Here is an 18,463-nt window from a genome sequence, read left to right on the forward strand (position 1 = left end):
GGAAGGTGTCACATGTACCGCCATATCCCGCTCGTCGCCCTGTCCCTGTTTTCCTCCCTGTTCCTCGCCGCCTGCGGCAACGGCACGCCGCCGCCAGCCGCGGCGCGTCCGGCGATCGTCGTCCAGCCCCAGCCGGCGGGGGAGGTGAGCCAGGCCTTTCCCGGCGAGATCCGCGCCCGCCACGAGCCGGAGCTGGCCTTCCGCATCGGCGGCAAGGTCATCCGCCGGCTGGTGGAAGTCGGCGAGCGGGTGAAGAAGGACCAGCCCCTGGCCGAACTCGATCCCCAGGACGTGCGCCTGCAACTGGAGGCGGCGCGGGCCCAGGTCAGTGCCGCCGAGGCCAACTTGCAGACCGTGCGCGCCGAGTACCGGCGCTACCGCACCTTGCTCGACCGCAACCTGGTCAGCCATTCCCAGTTCGAGAACATCCAGAACAGCTACCGCGCCGGCGAGGCGCGGTTGAAGCAGATCCGCGCCGAATTCAACGTCGCCGACAACCAGGCCGGCTATGCCGTGCTGCGCTCGCCCCAGGATGGCGTGATCGCCAGCCGGCGCGTCGAGGTGGGCCAGGTGGTGGCGGCCGGACAGACGGTCTTCAGCCTGGCCGCCGACGGCGAACGCGAGGTGCTGATCGGCCTGCCGGAACACAGCTTCGAACGTTTCCGCATCGGCCAGCCGGTGTCGGTCGAACTCTGGTCGCAACGCGACAGACGCTTCGCCGGGCATATCCGCGAGCTCTCGCCCGCGGCCGATCCGCAATCGCGTACCTTCGCCGCCCGGGTGGCCTTCGACGACCGCGCGACTCCGGCCGAACTGGGCCAGAGCGCGCGGGTCTACGTCGCCGCCGCCGAGGCGGTGCCGTTATCGGTTCCCTTGTCGGCGCTGACCGCAGAGGCCGGCCAGGCGTTCGTCTGGGTGGTCGAGCCGGGCAGCTCGACCCTGCGCCGGCAGGCGGTGCGCACCGGTCCCTATGCCGAGGACCGGGTGCCGGTGCTCGAAGGCCTGAAGGCTGGCGACTGGGTGGTGGCCACCGGGGTCCAGGTGCTTCGCGAAGGGCAGCAGGTGCGTCCGATCGACCGGGCCAACCGCACGGTGAAACTGGCGGCCAAGGAGTAGTCGCATGTCCTTCAACCTTTCCGCCTGGGCGTTGCAGAATCGCCAGATCGTCCTGTACCTGATGATCCTGCTTGGCGCGGTCGGCGCGCTGTCCTACAGCAAGCTGGGGCAGAGCGAAGACCCGCCGTTCACCTTCAAGGCCATGGTGGTGCAGACCAACTGGCCGGGCGCCAGCGCCGAAGAGGTGGCCCGGCAGGTCACCGAGCGTATCGAGAAGAAGCTGATGGAAACCGGCGACTACGATCGCATCGTGTCCTTCTCCCGCCCCGGCGTCTCGCAGGTGACCTTCATGGCCCGCGAGGACATCCATTCCAGCGAGATCCCCGAACTCTGGTACCAGATCCGCAAGAAGATCAGCGACATTCGCGCCACCTTGCCGCAAAGCATCCAGGGCCCGTTCTTCAACGACGAGTTCGGCACCACCTACGGCAACATCTATGCGCTCACCGGCAAGGGCTTCGACTACGCGGTGATGAAGGACTATGCCGACCGCCTGCAACTGCAATTGCAGCGGATCAGGAACGTCGGCAAGGTCGAGCTGATCGGCCTGCAGGACGAGAAGATCTGGATCGACCTGTCCAACACCAAGCTGGCCACCCTCGGCCTGCCCCTGGCGGCGGTACAGAAGGCGCTGGAGGAACAGAACGCGGTGGCCTCCTCCGGGTTCTTCGAGACCGCCAGCGACCGCGTGCAGTTGCGCGTTTCCGGGCGTTTCGATTCGGTGGAGGAGATCCGCGACTTCCCCATCCGCGTCGGCGACCGCACCTTCCGCATCGGCGACGTGGCCGAGGTTCGCCGCGGCTTCAACGATCCGCCGGCGCCGCGCATGCGCTTCATGGGCGAGGACGCCATCGGCCTGGCGGTAGCGATGAAGCCGGGCGGCGACATCCTGGTGCTGGGCAAGGCCCTGGAAACCGAGTTCGCCCGCCTGCAGCAGTCGCTGCCGGCCGGACTGGAACTGCGCAAGGTGTCCGACCAGCCGGCGGCGGTACGTACCGGGGTCGGCGAGTTCATCCGGGTGCTGGCCGAGGCGCTGGTGATCGTCCTGCTGGTGAGCTTCTTCTCCCTCGGCCTGCGCACCGGCCTGGTGGTGGCGCTGTCGATCCCGCTGGTGCTGGCGATGACCTTCGCCGCCATGCATTACTTCGGCATCGGCCTGCACAAGATCTCCCTCGGCGCCCTGGTGCTGGCGCTGGGATTGCTGGTGGACGACGCGATCATCGCGGTGGAGATGATGGCGGTGAAGATGGAGCAGGGCTACGACCGTCTCAAGGCGGCCGCCTTCGCCTGGACCAGTACCGCCTTCCCGATGCTCACCGGCACCCTGATCACCGCCGCCGGCTTCCTGCCGATCGCCACCGCGCAGTCCGGCACCGGCGAATACACCCGCTCGCTGTTCCAGGTGGTGACCATCGCCCTGGTGGTCTCCTGGTTCGCCGCGGTGGTCTTCGTTCCCTACCTGGGGGCCAAGCTGCTGCCGGACCTGGCCAGGTTGCACGCGCAGAAGCACGGCGGCAGCGCCGATGGCTACGATCCCTATGCTACGGCCTTCTACCAGCGCTTCCGGCGTCTGGTGGAGTGGTGCGTGCGCTACCGCAAGACGGTGATCGTCCTGACCCTCGCCGCCTTCGTCGGCGCGCTGCTGCTGTTCCGCCTGGTGCCGCAGCAGTTCTTCCCGCCCTCGGCGCGTCTGGAGCTGCTGCTGGACATCAAGCTGGCGGAGGGCGCCTCACTGCGCTCTACCGGCGAGGAAGTCCAGCGCCTGGAAAAAATGCTGCAGGGCCATGACGGCATCGACAACTACGTGGCCTACGTCGGCACCGGCTCGCCCCGCTTCTACCTGCCGCTGGACCAGCAATTGCCGGCGGCCAGCTTCGCCCAGGTGGTGGTGCTGGCCAAGGACCTGGAGAGCCGCGAGGCGCTGCGCAAGTGGCTGATCGAGCGGATGAACGAGGACTTCCCGCACCTGCGCAGCCGCATCAGTCGCCTGGAGAACGGGCCGCCGGTGGGCTATCCGGTGCAGTTCCGGGTTTCCGGCGAGGACATCCCGCAGGTTCGCGAACTGGCGCGCAAGGTCGCCGACAAGATGCGCGAGAACCCGCACGTGGTGAATGTGCACCTGGATTGGGAAGAGCCGAGCAAGGTGGTGTACCTGAGCATCGACCAGGAGCGCGCCCGTGCCCTGGGGGTGAGCACCGCCAGCCTGTCGCAGTTCCTGCAGAGCGCGCTGACCGGCTCGCACGTGAGCTTCTTCCGCGAAGACAACGAGCTGATCGAGATCCTCCTGCGCGGCACCGAGCAGGAGCGTCGTGACCTGTCGTTGCTGCCGAGCCTGGCGGTGCCGACCGAGAATGGCCGGAGCGTGGCGCTGTCGCAGATCGCTACGCTCGAATACGGCTTCGAAGAGGGCATCATCTGGCACCGCAACCGCCTGCCGACGGTCACCGTGCGCGCCGATATCTACGACGATTCGCTGCCGGCGACCCTGGTCGCGCAGATCGCCCCGACCCTGGAACCGATCCGCGCCGAGCTGCCGGACGGCTACCTGCTGGAGGTGGGCGGCACGGTGGAGGACGCGGCGAAGGGCCAGAGTTCGGTGAACGCCGGCGTGCCGCTGTTCATCGTGGTGGTGTTGAGCCTGCTGATGGTGCAGTTGCGCAGCTTCTCGCGGATGGCGATGGTATTCCTCACCGCACCGCTGGGCCTGATCGGCGTGACCCTGTTCCTGCTGCTGTTCCGCCAGCCGTTTGGCTTCGTGGCGATGCTCGGGACCATCGCCCTGGCCGGCATGATCATGCGCAACTCGGTGATCCTGGTGGACCAGATCGAACAGGACATCAGCCATGGACTGGATCGCTGGCACGCCATCATCGAGGCTACCGTGCGGCGTTTCAGGCCCATCGTGCTGACCGCGCTGGCGGCGGTGCTGGCGATGATCCCGCTGTCGCGCAGCGTGTTCTTCGGGCCGATGGCGGTGGCGATCATGGGCGGGCTGATCGTCGCCACCGTGCTCACCCTGCTGTTCCTGCCGGCGCTCTATGCCGCCTGGTTCCGCGTGAAGAAGGACGAGGCGCGGGCCTGACGGGAGAAGGGGACGGGGCGATCGCGCCCCGTCCGTCGACTCACCTGGCCGCGCCGAAGACCTTCTTGGCCAGGCCGGTGGCGGCAGCCGCCGGGTTCTGGCGGATGCTCTTCTCCTGCCTGGCGATCATCTCGAAGAGCCCGTCGAGGGCCTGCTCGGTGACATAGCCCTCGACGTTGGCGCTCTTCGCATCGACCACCCCAAGGGTCGCCGCCTGGCTGGCGAAGGCGTTGTACTGCTTGACCAGGCCGACCTCGTCGGTGGCCTGCTTGACGATCGGCAGGAACTTCGCGCGCAGCTGTTCGCGGCTGGACTTGTCCAGGTATTCGGTGGCGGCGTCGTCACCGCCCTTGAGGATGCCCTTGGCGTCGGCCACGGTCATCTTCTTCACCGCCTCCACCAGCAGGCCCTGGGCCTGCGGCACGGCAGCCTCGGCGGCGCGGTTCATGCTCGCCTCGAGCTGGTCGACCTGGGCGCCCATGCCGAACTGCTTCATCAGCTTCGCCGCCTTGCCCAGCTTGCCGGGCAGTTCGATGCGCACGTCCGGGTTGTTGTTGAAGCCGCCCGGCTGGCCAAGCTGGCGGACGGCGATCTGCGCGCCCTGGGTCAGGGCGTCCTTCAGGCCGCTGGAGGCGTCGTTCTGCGACAGGTCGGCGAGGGACAGGGCGAGGGCGTTGGCCGAGAGCAGCAGGCCGGCGCAGAGGGCAGTGAGTCGGAACATGACAGCGTCCTTGATGTGGAACGTACGGGGTATCCGGCCGCTCGTCGTGAGGTGGATCGGCAACCGGTAGCGAATAGGAGGTGGAGTGTACTGGAGGGAACCGCCGGTTCGCACCGGCGGCTTGCCGCGGTGTGCTTCAGCGCGCCGATTCGACCTGCACGCGATAGGGCTGCGGGTCGCTGCCGTCGAGTTTCACCGAGTGGCGGGTGGTGTTGATGAACAGCAAGCGGCCGTTCAGCTCGATGCGCGCGCTCACCGCGTAGCTGTGGCCCGGCTTGACCTGCTTCGGGTCGTACTCCAGGTGGAACGCCAGCGGCACCTGGCTGGTGATCTCGCGGGTCTGGCTGGCCAACTGCACCGAAGGGGCGTCGGCCAGGGACACGTCTTCCAGGCTCACGCTCAGGCGCGCCGAGGGCGGCAGGGCGATACGCTCGCGGTAGAAGACCTCACCATCGAAGCTGGCGTTCGAAGTCGATTGCTGGGTACCGCAGCCGGCGAGGATGCTGGCGGCGAGCAGCAATGGCAGTTTTTTCATGGGAGCCTCCTTTCAGACGGAACAAAAAACGAGCGGGCCTCTGACCCGGGAAACCAGCATAGGTTGCCGGGCCGGAACAGGGAAAGGTCGCAGGATATTTCAGCGGAGCGGCGCCCGTCCCTCGCAGGGCGGGCGCCGGGTCTCAGTTGGCGGCTGCGTCGTTGCTTTCGGCGGCGGCTTCCTCGGCGGGACGCTCCAGCGCCACCTGGCGGATCGACAGGCGGATCTCCGCCGGCAGCACGCGCTTGGCGGCGCCTTCGGCCAGTTCGCCGAGCAGTTCGTGGTAGCTCAGTTTGCCGGCCTCGTCCTTGCGCAGCACACGCAGGTCGAGAAGGGTCTGGATGAAGTGGCGGAACAGGCTCTTGTCGAAGAACTCCGGGGCGTTCAGGCCATGCAGGATCGACAGGCGCTGGGCCATCACGGTGCAGAGGTTCTCCAGTTCCTCGGCGGTCAGGGCGTTCTGCCCGGCGTTGAGCAGCAGGGCGATGGCCATGTAGAAGCGCTGCAGGGTCTGGGTCACCGAACGAGCGAGGAGGATCAGCAGCACGTATTGCCGCGAGCTTGGCGCCGGGCGGATGAAGGTGTCGTTCTCCTGGCGCAGCAGGCCCTGCTCCACCAGGGCCGCCAGCCACTGGTCGATCACCGCGTCGAGTTCGTCCAGGCTCCAGCGGATGAACAGTTCCGCCTGCAGGTAGGGATAGAGCGCGCGGGCGAAGCGCAGCAACTGTTCGCGGCTGATCCGCGAGTTGCTCTGGAAGAAGCTGGCGATCAGCGCCGGCAGGGCGAAGACGTGGAGGACGTTGTTGCGGTAATAGGTCGCCAGCACCGCGTTCTGTTCGTCGAGATAGAGGATGCGGCCCAGCGCGTCCTTCTGCTCGGCCAGCAGGTTCATGCTCTTCACGTATTCGATCAGGGCCTGGCCGTCGCCGTCCGGCAGGGTCGCGCTGGGCGAGTAGGGCACCTTGCGCAGCAACGCCAGGTAGAGGTCGAGGATTCGCGCCAGGGCGCTTTCGTCGAGGGCCTGGCGGCTGGTGGAGAGCAGCGCCAGGGCGACCAGGTTGACCGGGTTGATCGCCGCCGCGTCGTTGAGGTGGCGGGCGACGTCCTTGGCCAGCAGGTTGGTGGTCTGCGGCAGCCAGTCGGGGCGGTATTCCGGGCCGAGGTCCTGGTCCTGCCAGTCGGGCTGGTGGCGGTCGAGGAACTGGTCGAGATGGATCGGCTCGCCGAAGTTCACCCAGACCTGGCCAAAACGCTGCTTCAGGGCGCCGACCACCTTGAACAGGTCGAAGATCGACTCCTTCTTCTTGGTCGCGCCGCGCAGTTCGCCGAGGTAGGTGCGGCCTTCCAGCACGCGCTCGTAGCCGATGTAGACCGGCACGAAGACGATCGGCCGGCGCGAGTCACGGAGGAAGCTGCGCAGGGTGATGGCGAGCATGCCGGTGCGTGGGTGGAGCATGCGCCCGGTGCGCGAACGGCCGCCCTCGACGAAGTACTCGGTGGAGAAGCCGCGGGAGAACAGGGTGTGCAGGTACTCGTTGAACACCGCGGTGTAGAGCTGGTTGCCCTTGAAGCTGCGGCGCATGAAGAAGGCCCCGCCGCGGCGCAGGATCGAGCCGATCACCGGCATGTTCAGGTTGATCCCGGCGGCGATGTGCGGCGGGGTCAGGCCGTTGCGGAACAGCAGGTAGGAGAGCAGCAGGTAGTCGATGTGGCTGCGGTGGCAGGGCACGTAGACGATCTCGTTGCCCTGGGCCACGTCCTGCACCCGCTCGATGTGGTTGACCTTGACCCCTTCGTACAGCTTGTTCCAGAACCAGCTGAGGATGACTTCGAGGAAGCGGATCACCGGATAGGAGAAGTCCGAGGCGATTTCATTGGCGTAGCGCAGCGCGATGCCTTCGGCCTTCTCCTGGGATATCCGTTCGCTCTCGCATTCCTCGCTGATCGCCTGGCGTACCAGCGGCGCGCGCAGCAGGCCCTTGACCAGGTTGCGGCGGTGCGACAGGTCGGGACCGATCACCGCGGTCTTCAGGTTGCGGAAGTGCACCCGGAGGATACGGTTGACCATGCGCAGCGTGCGCTCGTGGCCCTTGCCCTGTTCCACCAGCTCGCGCAGGTGGATCGGCGCGGAGAACTGCACACGGGTCTTGCGTCCGAGGATCAGGATGCGCGCCAGCTTGCGCAGGCGCCCGGTGACCGCCCAGTTGTCGGCGAACAGCAGCTTCCAGGGGCTCGATTCGCTGTCCGGCGATTGTCCCCAGAACACGCTGACCGGAATGATCTGCGCGTCGTCGAGACCGTTCTGGCCGACCGCGGCGAGCATGCGCACCAGGGTCGGCGAGGCGCCGCGCTTATCCTGGCGGCCGAGCCAGTCGGGTTCGGGCGTCAGGTAGAAGAACGCCGCCGGCTCGATGGCGTCGCCTACCGCTACCGGCATCACCGGACGCGGCAGCCCGGCCTTGCGGCATTCGGTATCCACTACCGCGAGATCGCTGACCGAAGGCTGTTGCAGCACGTAGAGCACCGGCTTGCTGCGGTCGATCTTCAGGGTGAAGGCCGATTGGTTGATGGTTTCCGAGCGTACCCAGAGGTACAGCAGGCGGCGCAGGGCGCCAAAACCAAAGCGGCGGAAAGGGTAGCGGGGCATACGGTGTCTACTGGCAGTTGATCGGGACCCGGCGTGACGGGCGCGGCTAGTTTGCCGCAATCCCCGGAGGGCCGCAAAAGAACGCAACGCGTCCTACGGCGAACGGCGGCGAACAGGTTGCGAATGTAGAACCTTCGGCAGGCGTTCGGGTTCTGTCACGTTTTGCCAAGGTTCTCCCGATGCCCCGTATTGCCAGGCGGCGGGGCGCTTCGGCTATAGTCCCTGCGCGTTTTTCGCGGCCCTGGCCGGACATGGCGGCGGCCGCCGGAACAGGTAGGGGACCATGATCGAAACAAGAAACCTCGGCAAACGCTTCGGCTCGCGGGTGGCGGTGGACGACCTGTCCTTCCAGGTGGAGACGGGGGAGGTACTGGGCTTCCTCGGTCCGAACGGCGCCGGCAAGTCCACCACCATGAAGATGCTCACCGGCTTCCTGGCGCCCAGCGCCGGCACCGCGAGCATTTTCGGCTTCGACATCCGCAACCGCACGCTGCAGGCGCAGCGGCTGATCGGCTACCTCCCGGAAGGTTCGCCCTGCTACGCGGAAATGACCGTGCAGGGCTTCCTCGATTTCATCGCCGAGATCCGTGGCTACCGTGGTGCCGGCAAGCGCGAGCGGGTCGCCCGGGCACTGGGGCTGCTGGAACTGGACGAGGTGCGCCGGCAGACCATCGAAACCCTCTCCAAGGGCTTCCGCCGGCGTGTCGGCCTGGCCCAGGCGATCCTCCACGAACCGCGGGCGCTGGTGCTCGACGAGCCCACCGACGGGCTCGATCCGAACCAGAAGCACCAGGTCCGCGAACTGATCCGCGGCCTCGCGCAGGAGCGCATCGTGATCATCTCCACCCATATCCTCGAGGAAGTCTCGGCGCTGTGCAGCCGCGCCCTGGTGATCGGCGGCGGGCGGCTGCTGGCGGACAGCACGCCGCTGGAGCTGGCCAGCCGCTCGCGCTACCACCAGGCGGTGACGCTCTACAGCGACGAGCCCCTGGATGCCGTGGCGCTGGCGGTGCTGCCGGGCGTGGCGGGCATCGAGGAGAACCCCGCCGAAGGCAGCCTGACCGTCCTGGCGCAGCCGGGCGCGGTGATCTTCCCCCAGGTCAGCGGGCTGGTCGCCGAGCGCGGCTGGCGGATCCGCGAACTGGACGTGGAGCGCGGCCGGCTCGACGAGGTATTCCGCAACCTGACCCGGGGGACGGAGGCATGAAGCAACTGCCGGTGATCTTCAAGCGCGAGCTGGCGAGTTATTTCGCCACGCCGCTGGCCTATGTGTTCATCGTGATCTTCCTGGTCCTGGCGGGCGTGTTCACCTTCTACCTGGGCAACTTCTACGAACGCAACCAGGCCGACCTGGCCTCCTTCTTCGCCTTCCATCCCTGGCTCTACCTGTTCCTGGTTCCCGCGCTGGCCATGCGCCTGTGGGCGGAGGAGCGCAAGTCCGGCTCGATCGAGCTGCTGATGACCCTGCCGCTGACCCGCTTCGAAGCCGTGGCCGGCAAGTTCCTGGCCGCCTGGGCGTTCGCCGGAATCGCACTGCTGCTGACCTTCCCCATGGTGCTCACGGTGAACTACCTGGGCGAGCCGGACAACGGTGCGATTCTCGCCGGCTACCTGGGCAGTTGGCTGCTGGCCGGCGGCTACCTGGCCATCGGTTCGTGCATGTCGGCCCTGGCGAAGAACCAGGTGATCGCTTTCATCCTCGCCGTGGCCGCCTGCTTCCTGTTCATGCTCAGCGGCTTTCCGCTGGTGCTCGATGCGTTCAGCCAGTGGGCGCCGCAGTGGTTGCTCGATGCGGTGGCCTCGCTGAGCCTGCTGACCCGCTTCGATGCCGTCAGCAAGGGCGTCATCGACCTGCGCGACCTGCTGTATTTCGTCAGCCTGATCGTCGCCTGGCTGGCCGCCACGGCGGTGGCGGTCGAGCTGAAGAAAGCCGAATGAGGGGGAGTCGATGAAACGCGTGTTGTCCTCTGGCGCCGGGCTGTTGCTGATCGCGCTGGCGTTCCTGGCCTTCAACATGGTCTCCGGCCTGCTGTTCAGCGGCGCGCGGCTCGACCTGACCGAGCAGAAGCTCTACACCATCAGCCCCGGCACCAAGCGGATCCTGGCCGGCCTCGACGAGCCGATCAACCTGTACTTCTTCTATTCGGATAGCGGTGCCCGGGAACTGGTGCCGCTGCGCAACTACGCCAGGCGCGTCGAGGAACTGCTGCGCGCCTACGAGCGCGAGGCGAACGGCAGGATTCGCCTGCAGGTGATCGATCCCGAGCCGTTCTCCGAGAACGAGGACAAGGCCACCGAGTTCGGCCTGCAAGGAATTCCCCTGCAGCAGGGCGGCGACAACCTGTACTTCGGCCTGGCCGGCAGCAACGCCCTGGACGGAGTCCAGGTCATACCCTTCTTCCCGCTCGATCAGGAGGAGTTCCTCGAATACGACATCAGTCGCCTGGTGCAGACCCTGGCCCAGCCGCAGCGGCCGGTGGTCGGCCTGATGTCGTCGCTGCCGCTCAATGGCGGCTTCGACATGGCCAGCCGGCAGCCGACCTCGCCGTGGATGGTCATGGAGGAAATCCGCCAGCAATTCGACCTGCGCAGCCTCAAGAGCGATGCCACGGAAATCCCGCCGGAGGTCTCGGTGCTGCTGCTGGTGCATCCCAAGCAGTTACCCGAGCAGACGCTATACGCCATCGACCAGTTCGTCCTGCGCGGGGGCAAGCTGCTGGCGTTCGTCGACCCCTTCAGCGAGGCCGACAGCGGCAGCGATTTCGCCGCTACGCTGGATGGCGACAAGTCGTCCGACCTCGCGCCGCTGTTCGAGGCCTGGGGGCTGCGGCTGCTGCCGGGCAAGGTGCTCGGCGACGGCGCCTATGCGATGTCCATCAGTCTTGGCCGGGACCAGCGTCCGGCCCGGCATCCGGCCTGGCTCAGCTTGCCGCGCGAGGCGCTGGATCAGGACGACATCGCCACTGCTGGCCTGGAAAGCCTGACCCTGGCGACGCCCGGTATCCTCGAAAGGCTCCCCGGAGCGAGCACCAGCTTCACGCCTTTGCTGCAAAGCTCGACCCAGGCGATGCCATTCGACGCCTCGCGCTTCGGCCTGCTGCGCGACCCCGGCGATCTGATGCGCGAGCTGCGCCCGAGCGGCCGACGGCATACTCTCGCCGCCCGTATCCAGGGGCCGGCGAAGAGTGCCTTCGCGGAGGGCATCGAGGGGCATCGGGAAGGCCTGAAGGAGGCGCGCAACATCAATGTCATCGTCGTGGCCGATACCGACCTGCTCAGCGATCGCATGTGGGTCCAGGTGCAGGACTTCTTCGGCCAGCGCGTGCCGCAGCCCTGGGCCGACAACGGCGCGCTGGTGGTCAACGCGCTGGACAACCTGTCGGGCACCGACGCGCTGATCAGCGTGCGCTCCCGCGGCCGGTTCAGCCGGCCGTTCGTGGTGGTCGAGCGCCTGCAGCGCGAGGCCGAGACGAGCTTCCGGCAGAAGGAGGAGCAGCTCAAGCAGCGCCTCGCCGATACCGAGCAGCAACTCGCCGCCCTCCAGCAGGGTGCCGACCCGGAGAAGGCCGTCGAACTGACGCCCGAACAGCAGGCCACGGTGCGCCAGTACATGCAGGAGAAGCTGCGCATCCGCAAGGAGCTGCGCGAGGTGCAGTACCAGTTGAACGCCGATATCGACGCACTGGGCCGCACCCTGAAGCTGGTCAATATCGCCCTGGTTCCCTCGTTGCTCACGGTCGGCGTGCTGCTCGGCTGGCTCTGGCGGCGCCGGCGCATGGCCCGGGGAGGGCATTGACGCATGCGGCGCAATACACTGATCGTCCTGCTGGCGCTGGTGGCGGCGCTGGCCGGAACCTTCGCCTGGCTGCAGCGCGAGCGCGCAGCCGAGGTACCTGCCTTGCCGGCGGCAGAGCGCTGGCTGCCGGAGCTGGACAGCGCGACGCTGAGTGGCCTGCACATGCAGTTTGCCGACGGTTCGCCGGATATCCGGGTCGAGCGGCGTGCGGGCGCGTGGGTCCTGCCGGCCAAGGCCGACTATCCGGCCGACCGGCTACGCTTGTCGGCGCTGCTCGAGGCACTGGCAGAGGCGCGCAAGGTCGAGGCGAAGAGCGCCAACCCGAAGAACCACGCGCTGCTTGGCCTGGCGGAGCGTGGCGAGGGGCAGGCGCTACGCCTGAGCCTGCATTGGCAGTCCGGCGAGCCTCTGGTGCTGCTGGTGGGCAAGGATGCGCAGCATGGCGGTAGCTTCGTACGACGACTGGGCGACCCGCAGGCCTGGCTGATCGACAAGCGCCTGCCGTTGCCGAACAACGAGCTGGAGTGGCTCGACCGGCGGATCGCCACGCTGCCCTTCGCCCGGGTGCGCGAACTGCAACTGCGCTATCCGAAGGGCGAGCGCCTGGATCTCTATCGCGACGACGCCGGGCAGCCGAACCTGCAGGTTCGGCAATTGCCCACAGGGCGCAAGCTGGCCTATGAGGCAGCGGCCAACGGCGCGGCGACGCTGTTCGCCGACCTGCGTTTCGCCGATGTAGCGCCGCTGGCGCAGGTGGGATTCAGGCAGGCGCCATTGCTCCTGGCGTTCAGCCTGCGGACGTTTTCCGGCGCGCGCCTGGATGGCGAGATTCGGCGCCAGGGCGAGCAATACTGGTTGTTGCCGAAGAGCGTCGAGGGCTTCGCCGAGGGCGAGGTCGCCGCCCATCCTGACTGGGCCTATCGGATCGAAGAGGACCGCTACCGCGCCCTGGCCCGGCACCTGCCGGAGCTGCTGGCGCGCTGAGCGGGCTCAGCCGGCGGTCTGGCCGGCCAGTTCGCGCATGCGTTGCAGCACGGCGTTCAGGCCGTTGCTGCGCGAGGGCGACAGTTGGCGGGAAAGACCCAGGCAGGTGAACCAGTCGTTGAGGTCCAGGCGCGCCAGTTCGCGGGTCTCGATGCCGTCGACCCGTGCCAGCAGCACCGCCAGCAGGCCGCGGATCAGGCGCGCGTCGCTGCCGGCACGGAAGCGCCAGTGGCCGTCGCGCTGCTCGCCGAGCAGCCAGACCAGGCTTTCGCAACCGTGCACGCGATGCTCTTCCTGGCGTTCGTGTTCCGTGAGCGGCGCCAGGCGCTCGCCCCATTGCAGCAGCAGACGCGCACGCTGTTCCCAACTGGCGGTGTGACCGAAGGCGTCCAGTGCCTCCTGGGCCTGTTCGGGGAGAACCGGGTTCATCGCAGCAACTCCAGTGAGCGGTCGAGGGCCAGGAAGAAGCGCTCCAGGTCGTCGGCATCGTTGTACAAGCCCAGCGAGACACGCAGGGCGCCGGGTACCTCGAGGCGTTGCAGCAGCGGCATCGCGCAATGGTGGCCGGCGCGCACCGCGATGCCCTGTTCGCCGAGCAGGTGGGCGAGATCGGCGACGTGCACGCCGTCGACGCAGAAGCTGGCCAGCGCCGCCTGCGGTTCGCCGAGCAGGCTGACGCCGTCGCGCGCCAGCAGGCCGGCGAGCAGGCGGGCGTGGAGGGCGCCTTCGTGGGCGGCGACTTCGGCTTCGTCCAGGGTGGCCAGCCAGTCGATGGTCGCGCCCAGGCCGATCGCCGCGGAAACCGCCGGGGTGCCCGCCTCGAAGCCGAGCGGAGCGGCATGGAAGCTGGCTTCGTGGAAGCCGGTGTGGCGTACCATCTCGCCGCCGAACTGCCAGTGCGCCAGTTGCTCCAGGGCCTGTGGGCGACCCCAGAGCACGCCGATGCCGTCGGGGCCGTAGAGCTTGTGGCTGGAGAATGCGTAGAAGTCGCAGCCCAGGCCCGGCAGGTCGTGGCGTCCGTGGACGCTGCCCTGGGCGCCGTCGACCAGGGTCCAGGCACCGCGCTCGCGGGCCAGCTGGATCAACTCCACCACCGGTTGCCAGGTGCCGAGAACGTTGGACAACTGGCTGATCGCCAGCAGGCGGGTACGCTCGCCGATGATATGGCGGGCCTGCTCCAGGTCGATCACCCCGCGCTCGTCCAGCGGCAACACGCGCAGGACCAGGCCGCGGCGCAGGGCCAACTGCTGCCAGGGAAGCAGGTTGGCATGGTGTTCCAGGGCACTGACCAGCAGTTCGTCGCCAGGCCGGAAATGCCGCTCCAGGCCATAGGCCACCAGGTTGATCGCCTCTGTGGTGCCGCGGGTGAACAGTACCTCGGCCGGGTTGCCGGCGTGCAGCCAGTGGGCGACGCGGCTGCGCGCGGCCTCGAAGGCCCGGGTGGCACGCTCGCCGGGGACATGTTGGGCGCGGTGGACGTTGGCGGCGCCGCCGAGGTAGTAGCCGTTCAGGGCGTCGAGTACGGCCTGTGGCTTCTGGGCGGTGGCGGCGCTGTCGAGGTAGGTCAGGCCTTCCGCGGCGAAGGCGGAAAAGGCCGGAAAGTCGGCGCGCCAGGGAGACGGCAGGGACATGGCGGACACTGTGCGAGGACGGTTACAGGGGAAAGGGTAGCGCACCCGGCGGCGCTGGCGAGCACCGTCGGGCGAGCGGGGAGGCGAGCTGGGCTCAGTTGTGCGCGTGCAGCGCTTCGTTCAGCTCGATGGCGGTCTTGTTGGTCTTGCACTCCACCGCACCGTTCTGCGAGTTGCGGCGGAACAGCAGGTCGGGCTGACCGGCCAGGTCGCGGGCCTTGACCACTTTCACCAGGGCGTTCTGCTCGTCGAGCAGGGCGACCTTGGTGCCGGCGGTGATGTACAGGCCGGCCTCGACGATGTTGCGATCGCCCAGCGGGATGCCGATGCCGGCGTTGGCGCCGATCAGGCAGCCTTCGCCGACGCTGATGACGATGTTGCCGCCACCGGAAAGGGTGCCCATGGTCGAGCAGCCGCCGCCCAGGTCCGACCCCTTGCCGACGAACACGCCGGCGGATACGCGGCCTTCGATCATGCCCGGGCCTTCGGTGCCGGCGTTGAAGTTGACGAAACCTTCGTGCATCACCGTGGTGCCTTCACCGATGTAGGCGCCCAGGCGCACGCGGGCGGTGTCGGCGATGCGTACGCCGGCCGGGACCACGTAGTCGGTCATCTTCGGGAACTTGTCGACGGAGAAGACTTCCAGCAGCTTGCCCTTCAGTCGCGCTTCCAGTTGCAGTTCGGCCAGTTCGGCCAGGTCCACCGCGCCGATGTTGGTCCAGGCCACGTTCGGCAGGAGCGGGAAGATGCCGCTCAGGTTCACAGCGTGCGGCTTGACCAGGCGGTGGGAGAGCAGGTGCAGCTTGAGGTAGGCCTCCGGGGTGGAGGACGGCGCGGCGTCTTCCGCCAACAGGGTGGCGACCAGCGGCTTCTGGCTTTCCGCCAGGCGCGAGAGCAGGGCCGACTGAGCGGCGTCGATACCCTTCAGGGCGTCGGCCAACTGGTAGGCCTGCTGCGAAGTGAAGGTCAGCGCCTGGTTGCCGGCTGCGTAGCCAAGGATCGGTGCGACGGCGGCGACGATTTCGCTCGAAGGCTTGAGCAGCGGCAGCGCGTAGAACACTTCCAGCCAGGCTTCCTGGCGGTTCTGGGTGCCGACGCCGAAGGCCAGGCTGAACAGGGATTGCGACATGTGGGTTTCCTCGAAACGGAGTGGAACGGTCAGGCCGGACGGCGGCTGAGCAGCAGGCCCAGTCCCGCGCTGCCGAGCAGCGCGGCGCAACCGCGGTTGAACAGACGCCGGGCCCGCTGGCCGGCGAGCAGCCGGCCGAGGTGGAGCCCGGCATAGGAATAAAGAGCGATGGCCAGCCATTCGAGCAGCAGGAATGCCGCTCCGAGCTGGGCGAACTGGGCGCCCAGCGGTTGGCCGGGATCGACGAACTGCGGCAGGAAGGCGGTGAAGATCAGGATCGCTTTCGGGTTGCCCGCCGCCACCAGGAACTCCTGGCGCCCCAGGCGCCAGAGGCTGGGACGCGCCGGGCTGGCTTCGTTCGCCAGTGGCTGCGCATCGGTCCGCCACAATTGCACCGCAAGCCACAACAGGTAGGCAGCGCCGAGCACCTTGATCGCCAGGAACAGCCAGGCCGAGGTGTGCAGCACCAGCGCCAGCCCGGAGGCGGCCAGGGCGAGCATGCCGGCGAATGCCAGCAGGCGCCCGCCGCCGGCCAGCGAGGCGGTGGCGAAACCGTGCCGGGCGGCGTTGTTCAGCGACAGCAGGTTGTTCGGCCCCGGCGCCAGGTTGAGGGCGAAGCAGGCGGGTACGAACAGGGCCCAGGCGACACTCATGCGGCCTCCCGCTCAGGCCAGGGCGGCGGCGTAGGCGTCGGGCTTGAAGCCGACCAGCGTCCTGCCGCCCAGCTCCAGCACCGGGCGCTTGATCATCGACGGCTGGGCCAGCATCAGCTCGATCGCCTTGGCTTCGTCGAGATCGGCCTTCTGCGCTTCGTCGAGCTTGCGGAAGGTGGTGCCGGCGCGGTTGAGGACGGTTTGCCAGCCGTGCTCCGCGCACCAGCGCCGCAGGTGTTCGCGGTCGATGCCGACGGCCTTGTAGTCGTGGAAGTCGTAGGCGACCTTGTGCTCGTCGAGCCAGGTCCGAGCCTTCTTCATGGTGTCGCAGGCTTTGATGCCGTAGAGAACGTAGGTCATTGCTTCTCCCGAGGCCCGGGTCTTCCCGGGCCCTGCCGATAGGTCGCCGAAAGGTGATCGCCGGATTATGCCACGTCGTTCCGCCCCTGTGCGGTCTCGGGGCTACCGCGCTCGGGAGCGGCGTGACGGCAGATAGCCGTGGACGGGCGGGCGGACAGGGAGCCGGGCTGTTTCCCTGGCCGGGAACGGAGAGAGCGCAGGTTGAACAGGTCGATTCGGCTCGCTGGAGAGCATCCTTACCGGTACTTTCGGAATGCTCCGGTCCGCGCTGTACAATCCTTCCCCCGCCGAGGAGATTTCCCATGAGTTGCATCGGTCGCCAGATAGACCAATTACGCCTGCAGATACCGGGCTTCGCCTGCAAGCCCGGCTGCCACGATTGCTGCGGGCCGGTTACCGCCTCGTCGGAAGAGATGGCCCGCCTGCCGGTGAAGAGCGAGGCCGAACACGACGCCGCCCTGGCCGAGTGGAACTGCGTCCATCTCGGACCGAACGGCTGCGAGGCCTATGAGGAACGTCCGCTGATCTGCCGGCTGTTCGGCACCACGCCGAACCTGCCCTGCCCGGAGGGGCGGGGGCCCGAAGTGCCGGTGGCGGAGCAGGTGGAGCGACAGGTGCATGCGCTGATCGCCAGCACTCGCCAGGTGCTGGTGTAGCGGCCTGCCCGCCGCTAGGTTTCCGCGGTCTCGGTGGCGCGGGACTGCAGGGCCGGTTCGAAGGCTGGTTCGGGCGGCGTTTCCTCTAGGGGCATCGGCTCGTCCGCAGAGAGTTTCTGGAGAACCGCGGCGATCCGCTCGATGCTCTCTTCGAGCTCGAGCACCCGGTTGACCATGTACAGGATCATCTCCGGCGAACTCAGGTGCGCCAGCCGCATGGTCGCCTGCAAGTCGTCGTGGCGGTTGTCCCGGTCGGCCATCAGTGTCTCAGCCAGGCTCTTCAGCAACAGCATCTCGGCGCGCCTCATGGGCCGCTGCTCCGCGATTCCGCGGTAGGGGAAAAAGCTCGTTCCATCTCGCGACCTACCCGAAACGACTACATCCAAAGGTGTAATTCTACATTGCCATCACTTCGATCGTCGGACAATAGTCGCGTTCCAGACGCCTTGCACAGGTGACGAACGGGACTCGAAGCGGCCTGGTCTGCATGGCCGGGTGATGGGCGAGTTCCTTGATGCGGGGCGGCGGCTGTTTGGCGCAGGACAAAAAAAGCCCCGCCGGGTAGGCGAGGCTCAGGGGGAGAACAGCGTGCGGGGGCTCGCTGTCCGGGATGAATCGTCGTGGTGCGCTTAGCCGCAGGGCTGCTGCGGACCGCCGGTCATGCTCTCGACGCTGTCCAGTACGGCATGGCCCTTGCCGACCTTCTGCACGTCGTCGACGTCGCGCATGATGCTGCCGCCGTCGCTCATCTGGTTGCGGGTCTTGATCAGGTTGGTGGTGATGTCCAGCAGGCTGCGACCGGTAGCGATCAGGTCATTGGTGGCGCTGGGGGTGCAAGGGGTGTTGGCGGAGGCGACCTGAGCCTGGCCGGGTTGCCCGGGCTGGGTGGTGCGGTAGCCCTGGGTCAGTGCGTTCTGCTGGAGGCAGCCGGAGGTGGCGGCGAACATCGAGGCGAGCAGCAGTGCGGAAGTAAGTCCCTTGCTTGTCATGGCGGCATTCCTTTGTCTGAGTGGGCGCTGCACCCCGTACTCCTTCGGGGCGTCGTCCTGGCCGACGCTACGGCGGGCCTGGACTGAAGGGGAGTGTAGGAGCGTCTCGCACCGCTATGAAATAGCTCGGATGTACTAGTGCGGGAACCTTGGCCGGGCGCCCC

The 18,463-nt window shown here is 67.6% G+C and carries 17 protein-coding genes; 7 read left to right on the plus strand and 10 right to left on the minus strand.

Annotated features, from left to right (window positions below; all coding sequences use genetic code 11):
- The first annotated feature begins 12 nt into the window (after positions 1 to 12).
- The gene (gene mexJ / locus LE197_RS36420; RefSeq protein ID WP_003113855.1) at positions 13 to 1,116 is read left to right on the plus strand and encodes a multidrug efflux RND transporter periplasmic adaptor subunit MexJ; all 1,104 of its coding nucleotides are present in this window, start codon (positions 13 to 15) and stop codon (positions 1,114 to 1,116) included.
- Between the two features lie 4 nt (positions 1,117 to 1,120).
- Positions 1,121 to 4,198, plus strand: a complete 3,078-nt coding sequence (gene mexK / locus LE197_RS36425) for a multidrug efflux RND transporter permease subunit MexK (RefSeq protein ID WP_003117477.1) — start codon at positions 1,121 to 1,123, stop codon at positions 4,196 to 4,198.
- Positions 4,199 to 4,238: 40 nt separating this feature from the next.
- Here mexK and LE197_RS36430 read toward each other — a convergent pair whose 3' ends face one another.
- The 3 genes from LE197_RS36430 to plsB all read right to left on the minus strand — a co-directional run bounded on the left by LE197_RS36430 (position 4,239) and on the right by plsB (position 8,101).
- Positions 4,239 to 4,919 (minus strand): DUF4197 domain-containing protein, encoded by a 681-nt coding sequence (locus LE197_RS36430; RefSeq protein WP_003098644.1) that lies wholly within the window; start codon positions 4,917 to 4,919, stop codon positions 4,239 to 4,241.
- 136 nt (positions 4,920 to 5,055) lie between these two features.
- Positions 5,056 to 5,454: a YbaY family lipoprotein gene (locus LE197_RS36435; protein WP_003119337.1), complete on the minus strand. Its 399-nt coding sequence runs from the start codon at positions 5,452 to 5,454 to the stop codon at positions 5,056 to 5,058.
- A gap of 142 nt (positions 5,455 to 5,596) precedes the next feature.
- Positions 5,597 to 8,101, minus strand: coding sequence for a glycerol-3-phosphate 1-O-acyltransferase PlsB (gene plsB, locus LE197_RS36440; RefSeq protein WP_014602565.1), 2,505 nt, complete (start codon positions 8,099 to 8,101; stop codon positions 5,597 to 5,599).
- A gap of 283 nt (positions 8,102 to 8,384) precedes the next feature.
- On the opposite strand from plsB, the gene LE197_RS36445 reads away from it, so the two are divergent.
- Genes LE197_RS36445 through LE197_RS36460 form a run of 4 tightly spaced genes read left to right on the plus strand, consistent with a single transcriptional unit; the run spans position 8,385 to position 12,881 of the window.
- Complete coding sequence (locus LE197_RS36445; RefSeq protein ID WP_003122138.1) at positions 8,385 to 9,308, plus strand: ABC transporter ATP-binding protein; 924 nt, start codon at positions 8,385 to 8,387, stop codon at positions 9,306 to 9,308.
- Positions 9,305 to 10,039: an ABC transporter permease gene (locus LE197_RS36450; RefSeq protein WP_003117479.1), complete on the plus strand. Its 735-nt coding sequence runs from the start codon at positions 9,305 to 9,307 to the stop codon at positions 10,037 to 10,039. The genes LE197_RS36445 and LE197_RS36450 overlap by 4 nt, the downstream gene beginning before the upstream one ends.
- 10 nt (positions 10,040 to 10,049) lie before the next feature.
- Positions 10,050 to 11,897: a GldG family protein gene (locus LE197_RS36455; RefSeq protein ID WP_003117480.1), complete on the plus strand. Its 1,848-nt coding sequence runs from the start codon at positions 10,050 to 10,052 to the stop codon at positions 11,895 to 11,897.
- A gap of 3 nt (positions 11,898 to 11,900) precedes the next feature.
- Complete coding sequence (locus LE197_RS36460; protein WP_003092443.1) at positions 11,901 to 12,881, plus strand: DUF4340 domain-containing protein; 981 nt, start codon at positions 11,901 to 11,903, stop codon at positions 12,879 to 12,881.
- Between the two features lie 6 nt (positions 12,882 to 12,887).
- On the opposite strand, the gene LE197_RS36465 is transcribed toward LE197_RS36460, so the two are convergent.
- The 5 genes from LE197_RS36465 to LE197_RS36485 form a co-directional block, all read right to left on the minus strand.
- On the minus strand, positions 12,888 to 13,310 hold the full coding sequence (locus LE197_RS36465; RefSeq protein ID WP_012613676.1) for a SufE family protein: 423 nt from the start codon (positions 13,308 to 13,310) through the stop codon (positions 12,888 to 12,890).
- Positions 13,307 to 14,512 carry a cysteine desulfurase gene (locus tag LE197_RS36470; protein WP_034039016.1) on the minus strand — a complete coding sequence of 402 codons (1,206 nt, stop codon included), beginning with the start codon at positions 14,510 to 14,512 and terminating at the stop codon, positions 13,307 to 13,309. The genes LE197_RS36465 and LE197_RS36470 overlap by 4 nt, the downstream gene beginning before the upstream one ends.
- 94 nt (positions 14,513 to 14,606) lie before the next feature.
- Positions 14,607 to 15,641, minus strand: coding sequence for a 2,3,4,5-tetrahydropyridine-2,6-dicarboxylate N-succinyltransferase (dapD, locus tag LE197_RS36475; RefSeq protein WP_003092431.1), 1,035 nt, complete (start codon positions 15,639 to 15,641; stop codon positions 14,607 to 14,609).
- 29 nt (positions 15,642 to 15,670) lie between these two features.
- Positions 15,671 to 16,294 carry a LysE family translocator gene (locus LE197_RS36480; protein WP_004345492.1) on the minus strand — a complete coding sequence of 208 codons (624 nt, stop codon included), beginning with the start codon at positions 16,292 to 16,294 and terminating at the stop codon, positions 15,671 to 15,673.
- A 12-nt stretch (positions 16,295 to 16,306) separates the two neighbouring features.
- Entirely contained in the window at positions 16,307 to 16,654 is a 348-nt protein-coding gene (locus LE197_RS36485) for an ArsC family reductase (RefSeq protein WP_003098619.1), read from the minus strand.
- Positions 16,655 to 16,956: 302 nt separating this feature from the next.
- Here LE197_RS36485 and LE197_RS36490 point away from each other — a divergent pair, with 302 nt between their 5' ends.
- On the plus strand, positions 16,957 to 17,310 hold the full coding sequence (locus LE197_RS36490; protein ID WP_003098616.1) for a YkgJ family cysteine cluster protein: 354 nt from the start codon (positions 16,957 to 16,959) through the stop codon (positions 17,308 to 17,310).
- A gap of 14 nt (positions 17,311 to 17,324) precedes the next feature.
- Here the strand turns inward: LE197_RS36490 and LE197_RS36495 are convergent, their stop codons facing one another.
- Both LE197_RS36495 and LE197_RS36500 read right to left on the minus strand, forming a co-directional pair.
- Complete coding sequence (locus tag LE197_RS36495; protein WP_003098613.1) at positions 17,325 to 17,618, minus strand: hypothetical protein; 294 nt, start codon at positions 17,616 to 17,618, stop codon at positions 17,325 to 17,327.
- A gap of 321 nt (positions 17,619 to 17,939) precedes the next feature.
- Complete coding sequence (locus LE197_RS36500; RefSeq protein ID WP_003092416.1) at positions 17,940 to 18,299, minus strand: hypothetical protein; 360 nt, start codon at positions 18,297 to 18,299, stop codon at positions 17,940 to 17,942.
- Positions 18,300 to 18,463 lie beyond the last annotated feature (164 nt).

It is taken from the genome of Pseudomonas sp. PS1(2021) (genome assembly GCF_020405165.1).
GTDB lineage: Bacteria > Pseudomonadota > Gammaproteobacteria > Pseudomonadales > Pseudomonadaceae > Pseudomonas > Pseudomonas aeruginosa.